Annotated in this window: 13 protein-coding genes; 1 reads left to right on the top strand and 12 read right to left on the bottom strand. The window is 43.4% G+C overall.

Features of this window, described 5'->3' with window-relative positions; translation table 11 throughout:
• Window positions 1-227 precede the first annotated feature (227 nt).
• A complete protein-coding gene (locus QUA50_RS12005; RefSeq protein ID WP_333264382.1) occupies window positions 228-1,475 on the bottom strand; it encodes a hypothetical protein in 1,248 nt (415 codons plus the stop codon).
• Between the two features lie 582 nt (window positions 1,476-2,057).
• Here QUA50_RS12005 and QUA50_RS12000 point away from each other — a divergent pair.
• The gene (locus tag QUA50_RS12000) at window positions 2,058-2,966 is read left to right on the top strand and encodes a tetratricopeptide repeat protein (RefSeq protein ID WP_333264379.1); all 909 of its coding nucleotides are present in this window, start codon (window positions 2,058-2,060) and stop codon (window positions 2,964-2,966) included.
• 160 nt (window positions 2,967-3,126) lie between these two features.
• On the opposite strand, the gene QUA50_RS11995 is transcribed toward QUA50_RS12000, so the two are convergent.
• From QUA50_RS11995 to QUA50_RS11945, 11 genes are all read right to left on the bottom strand, one after another.
• Window positions 3,127-5,277 carry a TIGR04372 family glycosyltransferase gene (locus QUA50_RS11995; protein WP_333264376.1) on the bottom strand — a complete coding sequence of 717 codons (2,151 nt, stop codon included), beginning with the start codon at window positions 5,275-5,277 and terminating at the stop codon, window positions 3,127-3,129.
• Window positions 5,240-5,899, bottom strand: coding sequence for an SIS domain-containing protein (locus QUA50_RS11990; protein WP_333264373.1), 660 nt, complete (start codon window positions 5,897-5,899; stop codon window positions 5,240-5,242). The genes QUA50_RS11995 and QUA50_RS11990 overlap by 38 nt, the downstream gene beginning before the upstream one ends.
• A 179-nt stretch (window positions 5,900-6,078) precedes the next feature.
• Window positions 6,079-6,564: an NUDIX domain-containing protein gene (locus QUA50_RS11985; RefSeq protein WP_333264371.1), complete on the bottom strand. Its 486-nt coding sequence runs from the start codon at window positions 6,562-6,564 to the stop codon at window positions 6,079-6,081.
• Between the two features lie 4 nt (window positions 6,565-6,568).
• Window positions 6,569-7,564: an SDR family oxidoreductase gene (locus tag QUA50_RS11980; RefSeq protein WP_333264368.1), complete on the bottom strand. Its 996-nt coding sequence runs from the start codon at window positions 7,562-7,564 to the stop codon at window positions 6,569-6,571.
• Between the two features lie 51 nt (window positions 7,565-7,615).
• A complete protein-coding gene (locus QUA50_RS11975) occupies window positions 7,616-8,500 on the bottom strand; it encodes a sugar nucleotide-binding protein (protein WP_333264365.1) in 885 nt (294 codons plus the stop codon).
• 24 nt (window positions 8,501-8,524) lie between these two features.
• The gene (locus QUA50_RS11970) at window positions 8,525-9,499 is read right to left on the bottom strand and encodes a radical SAM protein (RefSeq protein ID WP_333264362.1); all 975 of its coding nucleotides are present in this window, start codon (window positions 9,497-9,499) and stop codon (window positions 8,525-8,527) included.
• 91 nt (window positions 9,500-9,590) lie between these two features.
• A complete protein-coding gene (locus QUA50_RS11965; RefSeq protein WP_333264359.1) occupies window positions 9,591-10,283 on the bottom strand; it encodes a hypothetical protein in 693 nt (230 codons plus the stop codon).
• A 49-nt stretch (window positions 10,284-10,332) separates the two neighbouring features.
• On the bottom strand, window positions 10,333-11,019 hold the full coding sequence (locus tag QUA50_RS11960; protein WP_333264356.1) for a class I SAM-dependent methyltransferase: 687 nt from the start codon (window positions 11,017-11,019) through the stop codon (window positions 10,333-10,335).
• Window positions 11,020-11,099: 80 nt separating this feature from the next.
• Entirely contained in the window at window positions 11,100-12,152 is a 1,053-nt protein-coding gene (locus QUA50_RS11955; protein ID WP_333264353.1) for a tetratricopeptide repeat protein, read from the bottom strand.
• A 62-nt stretch (window positions 12,153-12,214) separates the two neighbouring features.
• Entirely contained in the window at window positions 12,215-14,842 is a 2,628-nt protein-coding gene (locus tag QUA50_RS11950) for a TIGR04372 family glycosyltransferase (RefSeq protein ID WP_333264350.1), read from the bottom strand.
• Between the two features lie 67 nt (window positions 14,843-14,909).
• A partial coding sequence (locus QUA50_RS11945) for a TylF/MycF/NovP-related O-methyltransferase (protein ID WP_333264347.1) occupies window positions 14,910-15,953 on the bottom strand: 1,044 nt, incomplete at its 5' end.

Raw genomic sequence — 15,953 nt, 5'->3', positions numbered from 1 at the left:
CGGTTTTAGATTATTTGTGGACGCACAAGGTTTTAGAAACCGGGTTTCTTGTCGCCAGCTTTGCCTAAAAGCTTAGCTTTTTGGTCAAGAAACCCGGTTTCTGATCCTCGCGGTGCGTCCTGGATTCTAGATTTTCGATTGAAGAATTTTAGTAAAAAACTGCACGCATTGGAAACTGATGCACTCACCTAAAATCTAAAATCTAAAATCTAAAATCTAAAATTGGTTCATTCCTCGATCGGCTTAGGCTTCTTAACCGGCTTAGGAAGAGGTTCCTTCGGGACAGGCGGTGGTGCTGCTGCTGCGGACTTGATGGTAGGACGACCTACTGCAGTACCGTCACCGCTCGGCTTAGGAGTAAACGGACGCTTCCCTCCTCCTTTGAAGCCACCGGGCGACTTGCTGCCAGGGGGGAATTTCCGCTTTTTAATCGGCAGGGCACCAATATTATTAGCCTGCTCAATCATCAGACTGTCAGCTTTCAATTTGACGTGGAAATCCCAAAAAAACCCGATCGCCTTTGTTGCTAAATCTCCCTTGAGTTTCAGTTTAAAAAACTTCATCTTGTCGTCATTCTTGCGGGGAGCTTGCTTGATTTTGACGATGACATACTTTTCTTGGTCTTGGGATTGATAAATCACCTCACCTCGAATCGAAAAATAGCCATCTTCAACATCAGGTTCCGAGGAAGGCAAAGATGCGGTAGATGCTTCGCCGCCAGCCTCAATCTCCGCTGCTTCCTGATTTTCCTCATCAGAGGACGGTTCGGGAGGTTTCTTGAGCGTTTCCGGCTCCCAAACTCCCATAATCTGGGCGTGCAAGTTGCCGTCTTCTTGTCTGGTGCGCGGATAGACCACCCACAGGTGTTCTTGTTCGAGATCCAGATGATTTTTGACTAAACTCATGACTCTACCCAGCAAAACTGCGTCGATGGCAGTTCCGTCGGCCGATATCAGCATACCCCGGGTGAATTGCTCTTCTGATGGCGTGTAGCGGCCCCGCACCAAACCAACAGCTCGGTACTGTCTGGGTTCGCTGGGGGGGGGAATGGGATGTTGGCGCATGACGGAGGGTATGTCCTCAGCGGCCTCACTTTCGTTAGCGGCAGGCTCGGCGTTTGCCGGCGGTGCGACTGCTAGGGCTGGAGTATCGCTGACAGGTGTCGAAGACGCTGCAGGCGCCGGGGGTGCAGGAGCATTGCTGGGCTGGTCTTGTGGCTTTGTTTTGTCCTTGTCAGGGGCAGAACTGTAGCGTGGTCGTTGCAGCTTATCCTTGGACGCTGGGGCGTCTGTTGGCGCTGGCGGTTGATTTTGGTCAACAGGTGCAGCCAACGCCGGAGACACCGAACTTTCGTCTGGTGTCTCAGGAATGGAATCTGTATCTTTAGGCGGATTGACGGCCAGTTCGCTTGGCTGAGCCTTGCGATTTGAAGTAGATTTGGACGATTTGGAAGACCGGTTGGGAGAGGGGTTCATAAAAACTCCTTGCAGCGGAGACACATCCCTTAAGGGAAATTAGGAATAAACTGAAGAAACTGCTTTAAAAACTACTAGCACCTGACAGGCGGGCTTGCACCCGGAGGTCTGGTTGTGACCCGTCAACGCCAACTTTCAACGCTACGAATGCCGATCGGTTCTCTGGCTGCTAAAATCCTTGCTCGCAAGGACTTTGGCAGTTGCTGACCGATCGATCGCCGATCGCGCCCAGGTGGAGTTGCTGGCTAATAGCATTTAGGATATTCAGCTTGCCTATTTTACTTAATCCAATTACCTAACGGCCTGATCCGCCATATTTTCGGTAATTTTTAGCTTGACCAGACTAAATTGGACAGACACCGCAGTCCTTGGGGCTGCGGGTCCCAGTGTCCAAAATTGTTTAGCTAGCATGGAGTTGTGGGTCTGTTACCATATTAGCTGCAAGTAAAAGGCTGCTTTGTCGGTTGGGACTTTGAAGTTAAAAACGTTTACGTTTGCACCGATCGAGCTAAATGGCAGATGCCCCCGGGCGATGCGTTAATTCTTAGAAAATAGTAGATTTTAAGCTGGGATAGTTGAATTATGGAAAAAGCAAACAAGCGTCGTGGGTTGATTACTGTGGTGGTGGTGCTGTCGCTCATCGCTTTTTTGGGATTTTCCCTTGTGCCAATTTTAAACAGTATTCTCCAGGCCAGCCAAGCGCAAAGTCAGTCAACTCCAACGCCTACTCAGACGGCGCAGTCTGGGGAGAAGCAATCAGAGTTGCTGCAAGCTCAGGCGAGGGGGTACGAATTGGTTTTGCAGCGGGAACCTGACAATGTAACGGCTTTGCGGGGATTGTTGCAGGTGCGACTGGAGTTGATCGGGCAAGGAGTGGGTGACATTAAGGATGCGATCGCTCCTTTGGAAAAGTTGGCTGCGCTGAATCCTGAGACTACTGAATACGGGATTTTGCTAGCTCAGGCTAAGGAACGCACGGGCGATCGCGAAGGGGCTGCTCAGGCTTACAGGTCAATTTTAGCCTCTAAGCCTGGGGAAATTAAGGCTTTGCAGGGGTTGGTGAATTTGCTGCTGGTGCAGCAGCGGCCGGAAGCTGCGATCGGACTGCTGCAAGATACGCTGAAGGCGGCTCCGGCTGCAAATCTGGCGAAACCGGAAAGTGTTGATGTAACTTCAGTGCAGTTGATTTTGGGGCAGGTTTATGCTGTGCAGAAGCGCTACGAGGAGGCGATCGCGATTTATGACGAATCTGCTAAGGCTAATCCCAAAGATTTTCGCCCGACTTTAGGAAAGGCGATCGTGCTGAAGGAACAGGGCAAAACAGATGAAGCAAAAACGCTGTTCGATCGAGCTACTGAGTTAGCTCCTCCTAACTATAAAGACCAAATAAATCAGTTAGCTAGTGGCACTCCTTCGCCTTCTCCTGCTGCTGCGGCGACTCCCGAACCGGCTGCTTCTCCTAGTCCTGAAGGCGCGCTACCGAAACCTTAAGGAAAGTTTTAAGTTTGGAGTTTTGAGTTTTGAGTTAAAAAGTTTAAAATTCACTCATGCGCCTACGCTGTGAGAGTCACGAACCAATCTTAAAACTCAAAACTACTCAGGAATTACCAATTACCAATGAGGCCAGACTTCTGCTCGAACTATGACTGTTTTAAGCGATGGGTTTCCGTTGGGAAAAATGATAATTATGCAAAAAAGAGCGTCCAATCCGACTATTAAAAGCACTCGGCCCATAAGGTGTTGGCAGAGAGTTGAACTGCTGCTGCAAAACTTCTTCCTCTTCTGTGTAGTGACATTTTCCTTCTAGTTGATCGAGCATTTCCAGTACCAAGTCATTAATCTCCTCTGGCGTATTATCCACCACTTTAATACCCCACGAGTAAAGAAGTTTGCTGTTATCGTTGAAAAAGAAGCGAGGAGCTAGTGCTTCTTCAAAGGTGAGATAGCGTCCTTCAACTTGAGACCAAGCGAGCTTAGGAATAAAGATATCTTGCTGACTTTGTACTGAACGTGCTGAAATCGGCCACATATTTGTTAGAACAGAGGGGGTTCCAAACAGACTGGGCATACAGTTTAAACCAGAATTAGTGCCAAGGTAGAATCGGCAGGAAGCGCACAGAAAAACATCCATCCAATCGCTTTTTACAGTAGTGTGAGCGTAATCAATTACCTGCGAGCTAGATGGCAAGGGTTTCATACTTGGATCGCCCATGCGGATCACCCAGCCACCACGCGCTACAATCGATTCGATCGCTAATAAGTAAGTATTAATATCAGCACTCCGGTAACTGATCGTTCCTTCTCGTCGGAAGCCATCTTCTCGAACGTGGAGACACACAAACCAGGCATTTTTAGGCACTCCGAGGTCTTGCAAACAGTTCCATCCTCTCTCATAATCTGATGGCGATAACGTCAGCAGTGGCGGGTTTCCCTCTGTTTGCCACTGTTTTTGAACTGTTGAGAAGGCGTAACCTAGATCTACCATCTCTCCGCTGGGCTGTTTGATATGGTACAGAGTATATTCCAAACACCGCATAGTCTTTGCTAATGGCAGCAAGCGCTTAATCAGAGAAGCGTCGGTGATAATGTGGAGATAGCGCCGCCAGTAGTTGAGCAAACAGGGATTGATGACTTGTTCGGGAGGCGCTAAAAGAATTGTGTGGTATTTAGGTCGCCAGCCGAGAATACCCATCTTAATATAAATATCTATATTGAGAGCTAGGTGTCCGATCGCTCCCAACCAAGGCCAGTTTGTGAAATATTCCGGCGTTATGAAGCGAATACCTAAATTTCCCAAGGGATGCTTTTCAAGCTGGGAGTTATATATGTCGATCGCACGTTCGGTAGAGTTGATTGATTCGTGTAATTTGCCAACATCGTAAAAATTCCAGCTCTTTTTCATGTGAGCTTCTACTAGCTTGAGGTAAGCTGCTGTCCAATTGGGTTTTATGGCGATCGCTCTTTGGTAAATCTCAATTGCTGCTTCTAATTTACCTTGCTGTATCAGTAAGTTTCCGAGGTTAAAAAGTGCCTCTTGCTCTAAAGAGGGTTTGTTTTTTTTTTGCTGAGCCTCATCTATGTCAGCTTGTTCTATCAGTAAGTTGACTAGGTTGATATGTGCTGCTTCTAAGTCAAAGTTGAGGGCTATCGCTTTTTTATAGCTGTTAATTGCCTCTCTCCGTCGGTTTTGCTGTGTTAATATTTTACCTAATTGGCAGTAAAGTTCAGCATTTTCTGGTGCGAGGTTAATGGCTTTGTCGGTTGTGGCGATCGCAACTTCCAACTGCCGCTGTTTTGTCAGGATTTCTGCTAAATTGCGGTAGTCATCCTTAACTGATGGATTGAGATTAATAGCCTGACTGTAACAATTGTCTGCTTCATCCCACCGCTGCTGTTTTACCAACGAGTCCGCAGCTTGACAGTACAAGGCTGCTGCTTCTTCGCTGCGGCCCAGTTTGCATAGGGCTGCCCCTAAGCTGCTGTAAAATTTATAAAAATCTGGGGAAAGCTCAAGGGCGCGGCGGTAGGAGGCGATCGAATCATCCCACCGACAGAGTTTTGCCAAGGCTTCTCCTAAATTGTAATAAGACCAAACCGAATTAGGGTTTAGTTGAATAGCGCGATCGTAACAAGTAACTGCTTCCTGCCAGCGATCGAGTTTAGCCAACGCTTCCCCCAAGTTGTGGTGAGACAAATAAAAGTTGGGGTTTTGGTCGATCGCTTGGCGGTAAGAGGCGATCGCCTCCTCTAATTTCCCTTCCTGTTTAAGTTGGTTGGCTGCCTGAAAATAGCTTGCTGTCATCAATTACCGGATTATTAACTTCTGTTTCTGGCAATGAGCCTTTCATCAATCCATCTAGAATACAATGACAAATGCACAGATGAGTAATTTCTGCAAATCCATAGGCCATTGTCGGGACAAAAAAGTTAATGTCTCCTAATTGACGCAGGGGATTATCTGGCTTAAAAGCTGAAAGCGTGATGACATAGCAGCCCATTTTAGCTGCTTGACGGGCCCCTGCTAAGATGTTACCTGATTGTCCAGAACTGCTAATCGCAAATACGATATCTCCCGCTTGGGCAAAGGTGGCAATGGGTTTGCTGAAAACTTGTTCGTAGCCGAAGTCGTTGCTGATGCAAGTCAGGAGAGCACCGTCATTGAAGGCGATCGCCGGAAAGCCTCCATTTCGCCAGTAGTCGATCGCCTGGTGACTTGCTACGGCTGCACTGCCGCCATTGCCAATAAAAATTACTTTTTTTTGCTGTTGGCTTTGTTGAGATACTAAAGCTGCTGCTTGACTAATTGCTTCGGAAAAGGAAAGATGCTGAGATTTTGTGTCAGTCGCTTCAAAACTTTCGCTTAAATTTCCAAGTTGGCGGAAGTAATCGGTGGCAAAGGGAAGTTGTGAGGGAAAGGTTTGCATTTAATTTTTCGGTTTTGGTTTGTATCCCAATTTCAAAAAAGAATATAACACTGTGGATATCCCCCTAAATCCCCCTTAAAAAGGGGGACTTTTGACTTAACTCTTGTTCCCCCCTTGGGAAGGGGGGTAGGGGGGATCGACAAGGGTGTTGCATAACTACTTTTGAGAAGTGGTTTTAGTTAATGAGCCATGCCCCATGTTAAATTTTTAGTGCGGAACTCCTGCCAAGCTGCGGTTAGTTCATCAGAGGCGATCGCCTCTACAACTTGGGGCAGCATCCGAGGGATTTTAGGCACTAACAGCACTTGAGTCAATTCCTCAAATCTAAATAGTTGGAAGGCTTGCCCCTCTGTTAAGGTTAATTTGCTAGTTGGTACTGTCAAGGGAATACCAAAAATATAGGTGGTGCAAGGTCGATCGGGTGCTTCCCATGTCAGCAGGTATTTGGGTTCGGGCGGTATCCAGCAAAGTTCTTCTTCGATTTCTCGCTTCATAGCTTGGGCTGGAGTTTCCCCTTCATCAACAGTACCGCCGAACAGTCCCCAATGATTCGGGGCTATGATTTCAGGTATGTTGTCTCGCAGTTGCAGTAACAGGCGAGCTCCTTGATAAATAAATGCTTTTGCAACTTGCAGATTAACTCGATCGGCGGTGTTTTGAACCATAAGTTTAGGTTTTTCCCAAATAGTCAAACCATGCTTTTGTGGCTTCCTGAATAGAATCAGGCGTCCAGACTGGTGCTTCTCGCCACAGGTTGATGTTTGCCAACATCTGGGCAACTCCTTCGGGGAAAGGAACTTTTGGCTCCCATCCCAAGAGAGTTTTAGCTTTGGTGATGTCTCCCCAAGTGCAGTCTGGTTCTCCGGGACGTTTTGGGATGTGGACGATGGGGCCGCCTAATAGTTCCACTAATGTTAGGACACTTTGGGGGTTGCCAGAGCCGATGTTGATAATTTCACCCGTTACATCCGATGCTGCTGCGGTGACAAAGGCTTCTACGACATCGCTGACGAAGGTGAAGTCTCTGGTTTGGGTACCGTCTCCCACGAGGGTGAAGGGTTTTCCTGCTAATTTTTGAGCTAAAAACACGCCGAAGACGGCACCGTAGGCCCCTGTAGTGCGCGATCGGGGCCCGTAGACGTTAAACAGCCGCAGGGAAAGGGCGGGGAGTTTGTAAACTTTGGCCCAGTGCATCACCATTTGCTCGCCTAAATACTTAGTCAAGCCGTAGGGATGTTCGGGCTCGCAGGGATAGGTTTCGGGTGTGGGATATTGATCGGGGATGCCGTAGCAGGTGGAGGATGCGGTGTAGACGAAGCGCTGGATTTGAGCGTGGCGGCAAGCGTCTAGCAGGCTAAAAGTGCCTTGAACGTTGGAGTGGTAGTATTGGCTGGGGTTTTCGATCGACGGAACTAAGTCGGCCAGCCCTGCTAGGTGAAATACCCAGTCAATTCCTTCGAGGGTAGCGGGGGTGATGGTGGCTGCGTCTTGCTCGATGAAGGTAAAATTTTTATGCGTTTTTGCTTGTTCTAGGTTGGCGAGGCGACCTACAATCAGGCTGTCGAGGCCTGTGACGGTGTGGCCGAGGGAAAGCAGGCGATCGCACAGGTGGCTGCCGATAAAGCCGGCGGCACCTGTTACCAAGCAGCGTTTAGAATTAGTCAATCGGTTGCTCCAAAAAATACTTTTATTACTCTATTTTAACAATGAAGAACTTTATAACTTGCTGATGAAGGACATAAATACTTCACGCATGGAAGTAAATTGCATCCCTGTCGCTCTCAAGAACTTAGTAGAGTCCAAATAGCTTTTTTCAGTCCGTCTATCAGCCAACTTTAATTCTTCTTGAGACTTACAAACAATTGCCACATCAGCTACATTTTTTTCCAATGCTAATACAAACTGTTTGGCTAGTTCTTCTCTGGGGAAGAATACTGGGTTAGCCATATTATATAAGCCTGAAATTCTCTTTTCACAGCTTAAGACTACAGCCTTTGCTACATCTTTTACAAATGTAGGAGAAAAGACTTGCTCAGCAATACAAATTATAGGTTGCTCGCTTTCAATCTGTTTATACCACTCCGAAAAAAGGTGATTTTCATAGGGATCTTCCCCAACAATTTTGCTCAACCGCAATATGAGACTTTCGGGAATACTTTGGTGAATGTATTTTTCTACTTCAGCTTTTTGTCTGCCATATTCATTAACTGGATTTGGTGGATGTGCCTCACTGTAGTAGCCATGCGTTCCTTCATAAACAGCATCGCTGGAAATATATACAGGTTTTATCCCCATAGCTTGCAGATCGCCAATCAGTTGACAGGTCTTCTCCACATTAACTTTGTAACTCATTTCGCGCTCTATAAAACAGCGGTCTATCTGGCACCTACTTGAAAATATTACGCCAAAGAGAGCGTCATTATTACTCAGAAAAGACGGAGATATTTTATCACCTATACGATGTTCTAAGAGGTCAAACTTAATCAGTTCAGGATAATTAGATTTGGTTTGCGTCCCTACAACTTCATATCCCTGAGATTTTATATATCTCAAAGTATGTCTGCCAATAAATCCAGAAGCACCGATGAGCAAAAATTTCATAAATTTGGGGATTGTAGATAATTTCTAAGGTGTTGCGTGAACAGGCGACTTAACCACCACCTCTGGTGTCCAAATACTGCACCCCTGACACATCTGAATCTTATTCCGCTGCTTGTTAGCGTGGAAAGACCGTACTTTGGTGAACTCTTCCCCGTTCCAGATTTCCTTGATAGAATGATTTGAAAAATCACCCATAAGTTCCTTAACATTGTAATCTATATTGCACATCGGTACTTTTCCATCAACTTGGATTACCATTGAAGAAAAAGGGAATATACAGGGTTTATCGGCGTACTTTGCTATCGTGTCTTCTGCTTCTCCAACAAGCTGATTTCCCCAAGTATGGGCTGGTTTAGCGTATACGTCATCTTGCTCAGAAATTTTTGAATTCCAGAAAGACGACCATTCCTCAAATTCGTGTTGGTTTGATTCCATCAACACCATCCGAATTCGGATACTCATGGGTGAATTTCTTTCGTTGCGGATGCGAATTAAGCTGAGAATGTTCTCCAGTACAACATCGTAGTTCAATCGGAGGCGTATAGCTTCATAAGTATTTTTCGTAATCCCATCAATAGAAATCATAATGTCGTCTAGGCGAGCATCAATCAGTTGATGCACGAGTTTAGGGATAAGGAGTTGTGCATTTGTTGCAAATGTTACCTTTTTAATGCCTACATCTTTCAGCATTTTGACTCTCTGCGGCAATTTTTTGTCCAACGTCGGTTCCCCATCCCGATTGAGACAGACAGTATCTACCCACTCGGCATACTCGGCGACTTCATCTACAAATTTGTCGTACAAGGTATCGCTCATCATCACATCTTTGACTTTCTCCCAGTCATTGATGGTACACATAGTACACCGGGCGTTGCAGGCGTTTACTGTTTCGATTTCAAAAAACTTGGGAAATTGTAAAACTGATTCTAGGTTGTCAATGTTGAGCCTTTGAGCAAGTTTTTGATTTTCGGTGGTTTCAGGAAATATTACGTTGACCATTTTAGCCTCTCCTATTTTTTTCTGACTTGTGTAAGTTTGAATCTATTGAAACTTGAGTGAGTTAAAGATATTCAATAAAACTTTAAAACTCCTACAAAAGGCTCGAACTAGCATAGTGTCTATCAAATGGGACTTTAAATTCCTTTTCTATCTGTTTCCGCATAATAACAAATAATAATATAGCCATAGATGAAAAAGAAGATGTATTTTGTAAAACTTCCATTAAATCATAGCTGTAGGGAACGAGATCGCCATTTTTTTGATTAACATTCAGGTACATACCTATCATTCTGTAATTATTTGCCACTGCCAGAGTTTCAAAAAAAAGTGGGTTGTAGTTATAAAAACCGTGATTTAAATAGCCATAAAAGGGAACCCCATGAATCATCACTCCCCCCACTCCACATAAATTGTGAATATTTTCAAAAACATTAACCTGATTAAAACAATGTTCAGTTGTTCCGTGGTTTGTAACACAATCAAATTGCTCTCTATAACCATAGACCTCAGAAATATTCTTGTTAAGATCAAAAACAAGAGCACCGTAGCGACCATCTGCATCTATGCATTTATAGGTTTGAAATCCCAGGCATCTATACAAAATCTCAGGATTAATTGGATAGCCTGTCGCCTGCCAGCTAAAATTTGCTTTGAGCAAATTTGCTGTGTACTCCTGCTCCATAATATCCTGAGAACCGAGTTCTATAACTGTCTTTAGACCGTTAAATAAACCCTGCTGGTGTAATTCTACTGTTATCCTCAATCCGTGAATGCCATATCCCATAATTAATTCTCTTTATTTACTGTATTGAAATCCCAGAATTCACTTACCGTCATCGACGGACACCTACCCCAAGTGCTATTAGATAATGAGCCATTGGATAGAAGCCGGTATGGACAACTTCATCATTCATAGAAAAAATGAATACATTGTGGAAATATTCTTGCATAGCAGCTTTCAGAGTTTCAGCAGACTTTAAGTTAATGTGACCCTCCTGACTCCACTCGGAGGCATAGGGGGCAGCCGTGATATTGGGAGTACCGACGATGAATGCCCCGTTAGGTTCCAGTACCTTACAAATATTCTGCCAGTAGAGATACTCTTTTTCAGGCTCAATGTGCTCTATCAAGTCTAGGGAATAAGCTGCTTCATAATTTCCGCTGGGGGCTTGCTCAGTAATATCCACTACCGAAAACTTGCAATTCAATCCTTCCGCTTGTGCGTGCTTGGTTCCCCATTCGATAAATAAAGGGTCAAAATCGACACCTTGAACAAACTCTACAGTTTGGAGCAGTAGGCGCATCCCATATCCGTCGCTGCAACCGATTTCTAGAACTCTGGATTTGCCTGCTAATATTTTGGAGCAGAATTTATACCTTGCCAACAGGAATGTTAAGCGTCTGGGATCAGATCGCCAGCTATGGCTGGCGTAAGGGCCCATTTGTACTGACCCCTTTTCCTGCAACGTATCGAACTGAATCTGATACTGGGCTTCTTTACTTCGTGTTTGTTCGTTCACTAGGAATCTCCTGTTAATTATGTTTTATTGTAGGACAATACTTGGGACAGTTTTTGATTGCCAAGGACAGAATTAGGGATTTATAAATCAATATTTTTGTTAACTCCCTCCTGTTCACGCTGAGCAAAAACTGCCTTCCCAAGATTGTAATGAGCTTCTGCATAATTATGCTTTAGGTTGACCGCTCTTTGGTAGCTTTCAATTGCTTCGCCTAACTGCCCTTTTTTTTCTAAAGCTACTCCCAAGTAGAAATTAGATTCAGCATTATTAGGGTCAATTTTAAGGGCTTCTAAATAGTATTCTATCGCACCATCTAAATTGTTCTGGCTAGCCAGTAAATTACCAACTTTTGTATATTCATTTACAAAATCGCAGGCAATTACCAATCCACTTTGCTGCTGAGATAAATACTGATTTTTTTGCAAAAGGCTTACTTTTAAATACTGACCATCATAGGGCATAGAAAAGGTTTGGTCTGTCATTTTTTGCAAAACTGCGTACAATCCTATCTCAGGTTGACCAGCATCGCAGCACAAAGACTTCATAAGTTTTTCTGTATATGGAGTTAAACCGGGCAAGCTGTATGCGGATAGATCGCTAGACTTATAGCTACTTAAATATAGACCAATCAACTTATAATTATTGGCGGTTGCTAGATTATAGAAAAAAGAAGGATTGTAATTATAGAAACCATGATTTACATACCCTTGAGCAGGCAATACATGAATCATTATCCCTCCCACTGAACACAAATTATGAATATTGTTCCAGCACTGAAACTGATTAAAACAATGTTCTGTAGTCCCATGATTGGTGACAAGATCAAATTGTTCGGAAAATCCATGATCTTCTTGAATATTTTTATTTAGATCAAAAACTAGAGCATTATGAATCCCATCTGCATCTATACATTCATAAACTTCAAACCCCATACTTTGATAGAGAGTTTTCGCAGTAATTAAAGTACCAGAATCAACCTTGAATGCGAACAAGGCATCAAGTAAGTAGGCAATTTCCTCTTGTCCAGAGGCAATATCTTGTGACCCCAGTTCAATAACTCGCTTGAAGTTGCTCAAGTATTCATGTCGGCGTAAATATTCGTACAGATGCAAGGTTGGACTGCCAATTCCCATGATTTCCTACTCTTTATTTTTGTAAATTTTATGGTAAACATTGAAATCTTAACAGTGCTATTTTAGCATATATTGAAAAGGTTAGCATACTTTTTCAAGAAAGCCTGTCCTATGCGGCTGCCTCTGTAGCTGCCATAAGTAGTAGCCAACGTGTGAAATTTCTCCTGAAGGCTGTCATCTTCACGGCTGTAATTTATTTTTCCCTCCTGATAATTCAACATTTCTAAAACCACATCATTGATTTCATCCGCTGTATTGTCCACTACTGTTAAACCCCTAGAATCATAATATTTCCTAAATTCAGCATAAATTATTGGAGAGCTGAATATTTCCACAAAGGTTAGATACCGCTTTTCCTCCTCCAAATAATAAAGCTTAGGAATAAATATATTTTTCGGAAAGCTGGGGGGTAGCCCGATTGGTATCCAGTTTGTCAGAGCACAAGGAATGCCAAAAATAGGAGGAAGCCAACTCATACCTGAACTTGTACCTATCAAAAACTTACAGGAAGCACAAAGAAAAATATCCATCCAATCACTCTTAAATTCGCTATGAGCGTAGTCTATTAATTTATCCATCTTTGGCAGAGGCTTCATGGTGGAGTCGCCCATACGGATTACCCAACCGCCGCGTTCAGTGATAGATTGAATTGCCAGCAAATAACTATTAATATCTGCATCACGGGTAGCAGGATGTACTTTATTCCAATTTATGTGGAAACCAGATTCTCGAACGTGGAGGGAAATAAACCAAGCATTTTTTGGCATTCCCAATTTTTGCAAGCAGTCCCATCCCCCCTCTGCGTCTGAATCTGACAAACTTAATAAGGGCGGGCGCTTCTCTGCTTCCCACTGCTGATAAACCATCGCAGCCGTTTGAGTAGAGTTCATTAATGTCTTTCCACTAGGTAAAGTGGCCGCCCAATAAAAATCTGTCACGTAGTCTACTAAAGACGCAGAAATAGGTATTTGTGATGGAGCGGATATGAAGTCGATGTAAGGCTTCCAGTAATTCAGCAAGGCTCGGTTAGGTACTTTAGTATTTTTATCCACCAACATCATGGTTTTTTGCTTGGGTCTCCATCCCAAAATTCCCATCTTCAAATATATATCTAGGCAACAAATGTGACCAAGGGCTAGCAGCCAACTATTAGGGTCTAAAAATCGTATGCCTAAGCTACTTAGTTGATGCTCTTCAGCTAACTTACGTTGCTTTTCTATTCCTTCATGCCATGCTTGATTTGCTTGATCTATGTCCCCACTTATAAATAATTGAGTCCCCATTGCTATATATATGTGTATCCAATTGGGAACCAGAGCCATTGCCTGCTGAAAACTTTCAATACCTCTATTCTTTTCTCCATACTGCAAAAAAGATGTTCCGAGCCCCAAGTGCAATTCTACCAAATTTTCATCAATGGCTATTCCATTTTGATAGTAATCAATTGCTTCTTTCAGATAACCTTTTTCTAAAAAGAAATAAGCAATTTGTGAGTACAGGCTTGCTGAAGCAGGATGAATAGAGATTGCTTGTTGAAAGCTCTGAATAGCTGCGTTTAGTTTATCCTGCTTTAACAGAGTATTTCCGAGGTAGATATGTGTTTGTGCCACTTCAGGCTGAATAGCGATCGCTTGCTGAAAGCTCTTGGTTGCATCTTCGAGATTGTCTTTTTTGAAAAGACTATGGCCAAAAGCCAAGTGCGCTTCCATCCAGTCTCCTCGGATCGCTATCGTCTGCTGATAACTTGCAACTGCTTCATCTAATTTTTGCTGCTGTAACAGGGAATTTCCCTGGTTGTAATGAGCTTCGGCCAATATCTGACCGCGAGATATGGCGATCGCTTGCTGATAATTTTCAATAGCCTCATCTATTTTATCCCTCTGTGCTAGTACCTTGCCCATCTGAAGCAATGCTTCCCCCAATCGCTCGCGAGAGTTGCCAGAGTCAGGGTTAAGTTCAATTGCCTGGCGGTAGGTGGCGATCGCTTCTCCCAAGAAAAACGAGGTGATAGAGAAAATTAACAAAGATGTAAATTCTGGTGACTGCCTAAATCCGGCAACAAGTTCCTGGCGAGTCATACCATTGCATAGATGCTGGAGATACTGCTTTTTGCCCATAAAATCCGGCTCACGTTGCAGGTAAGTATGATAAACTTTTTCTAAAAAAGCTTCGTTGAATAAAGTAGACGTTGTCTGCAAAAATGATTCATCATTAAGATAATAAAGCTCTGTATAATACTTTTTATTGCCAACTGACTTAGATAAAATTTCTTCTAACTTGTATTGTTCTAAGTAGAGACTCAAGTTGCCCGATTCAAGCTCAATTGCTAATTGATAAAATATTTTCCCGAGTTTACTGTAAAAAATATGATTTTTTGGCTGTAAAGCAATAGCACGGCGGTACTCCACAATTGCTACCTCCACATGACCTATTTCTACCAAAACTTCTCCCAGATTGTGGTGAGTCCAAGCTGAGTTAGGGTTTAGGTTGATAGCACAATTGTAAGCCGTAATTGCCTCTTCATATCTCCCCACTTTTGCTAAAACTTCTCCCAAGTTGTGGTAGGAAAAATAAAAATTGGGATTTTCCTCAATGCAACGATAATAAAAGACGATTGCCTCCTCTAATTTACCTTCCTGCTTTAGTTTGTTTGCGTCGTGAAAATATTTAACTGTAATCTTTTCTTTCATTTTTAGTCTCTAAATTTTTGGAAGAAAGTTTCTCTGTTTATTTTTGAGAATTATTGCTCATTCAAACTTATGCATGATTAGGAATATGATAACAATGAACAATAATTCTGTAACCACCCGTACTGTAAATACCCCAGTTGCTAAACTTGACTGCATATTTTTCCTGTATTTCCTGCCAAGCTCTCCTTTCACCAAATTTTGGAGAGGCTCTGTTACAATTCCAATCATCAAAGAATATGACAGTTCCTTCTTGTACAAACTTACGCCCAAAACAAGCATCTAATACCTCGATAGCCGACTGATACAAATCGCTATCTATGTGGATCATACTAAACTTTGTTTGGGTTGGTATTTGAGAAAGAGTATCCTTAAACCAACCTTCATAAATCCTAATTCTTGATTCGGGAAGATATTGCTTACATATTTTTAATACTTGCTCTTGGCTACTGCCTTTACAAGTTCCTGGTCCCCAAACTCCTGTCTTTACATGAGGGGAGTCTTGATCGGGCTGAGCTTCTGAATAGGGTAAACCTTGAAAACTATCAAAAAGATGTAGTTTCATTTGAGACAATTTGAGAGTTATATTATAATTACTATCATTTCTTGACAAAGCAAAGGCCAAGAATTTAGCTGTATTCCCAAACATCGTACCAAATTCAGCTATATCGCCTTCAACATCCGTGCCCGCTACATATTCAACCCCTAAAGCTAGAGCTTTATATTTCTCAATTTGAGACAGGTTATTTAAGTTGAACCAATTTTCCCAAACTTCAGGTGGAATTTGTTGTATTTTTTGCTCTGCTTGTATTATAAATTCCGGGTTTAATCGCCTTACATGCCCATAGGCTGCTACCGCTTCTTCCTGCTGATTTTGTTGGGCTAAAACATTGCCTAGTTTCGACCACAGTTCCCAGTTCTCTGGCTGGATTTCTAACAGGCTTTTGTAAACTGGTATGGCGTCGGGATTTAATGCTATCACCCGCTGATAGGCCGCGATCGCTTCCTCCTGCTGTTTATACTTGGCGTGTACGTTCCCTAGTTTCGACCACAGTTCCCAGTTCTCTGGCTGGATTTCTAACAGGCTTTTGTAAACTGGTATGGCGTCGGGATT

Origin of the sequence: Microcoleus sp. M2_D5, assembly GCF_036701935.1 — a bacterium.
GTDB lineage: Bacteria > Cyanobacteriota > Cyanobacteriia > Cyanobacteriales > Microcoleaceae > Microcoleus.
This window is presented reverse-complemented; position numbering and strand designations above follow the sequence as displayed.

Excerpts from the sequence above, each read along its gene's own strand:
- QUA50_RS12000 (WP_333264379.1), top strand. The coding sequence starts at position 2,058 with ATGGAAAAAGCAAACAAGCGTCGTGGGTTGATTACTGTGGTGGTGGTG.
- QUA50_RS11990 (WP_333264373.1), bottom strand. The coding sequence starts at position 5,899 with ATGCAAACCTTTCCCTCACAACTTCCCTTTGCCACCGATTACTTCCGC.
- QUA50_RS11970 (WP_333264362.1), bottom strand. The coding sequence starts at position 9,499 with ATGGTCAACGTAATATTTCCTGAAACCACCGAAAATCAAAAACTTGCT.
- QUA50_RS12005 (WP_333264382.1), bottom strand. The coding sequence starts at position 1,475 with ATGAACCCCTCTCCCAACCGGTCTTCCAAATCGTCCAAATCTACTTCA.
- QUA50_RS11975 (WP_333264365.1), bottom strand. The coding sequence starts at position 8,500 with ATGAAATTTTTGCTCATCGGTGCTTCTGGATTTATTGGCAGACATACT.
- QUA50_RS11985 (WP_333264371.1), bottom strand. The coding sequence starts at position 6,564 with ATGGTTCAAAACACCGCCGATCGAGTTAATCTGCAAGTTGCAAAAGCA.
- QUA50_RS11950 (WP_333264350.1), bottom strand. The coding sequence starts at position 14,842 with ATGAAAGAAAAGATTACAGTTAAATATTTTCACGACGCAAACAAACTA.
- QUA50_RS11995 (WP_333264376.1), bottom strand. The coding sequence starts at position 5,277 with ATGACAGCAAGCTATTTTCAGGCAGCCAACCAACTTAAACAGGAAGGG.
- QUA50_RS11955 (WP_333264353.1), bottom strand. The coding sequence starts at position 12,152 with ATGGGAATTGGCAGTCCAACCTTGCATCTGTACGAATATTTACGCCGA.
- QUA50_RS11965 (WP_333264359.1), bottom strand. The coding sequence starts at position 10,283 with ATGGGATATGGCATTCACGGATTGAGGATAACAGTAGAATTACACCAG.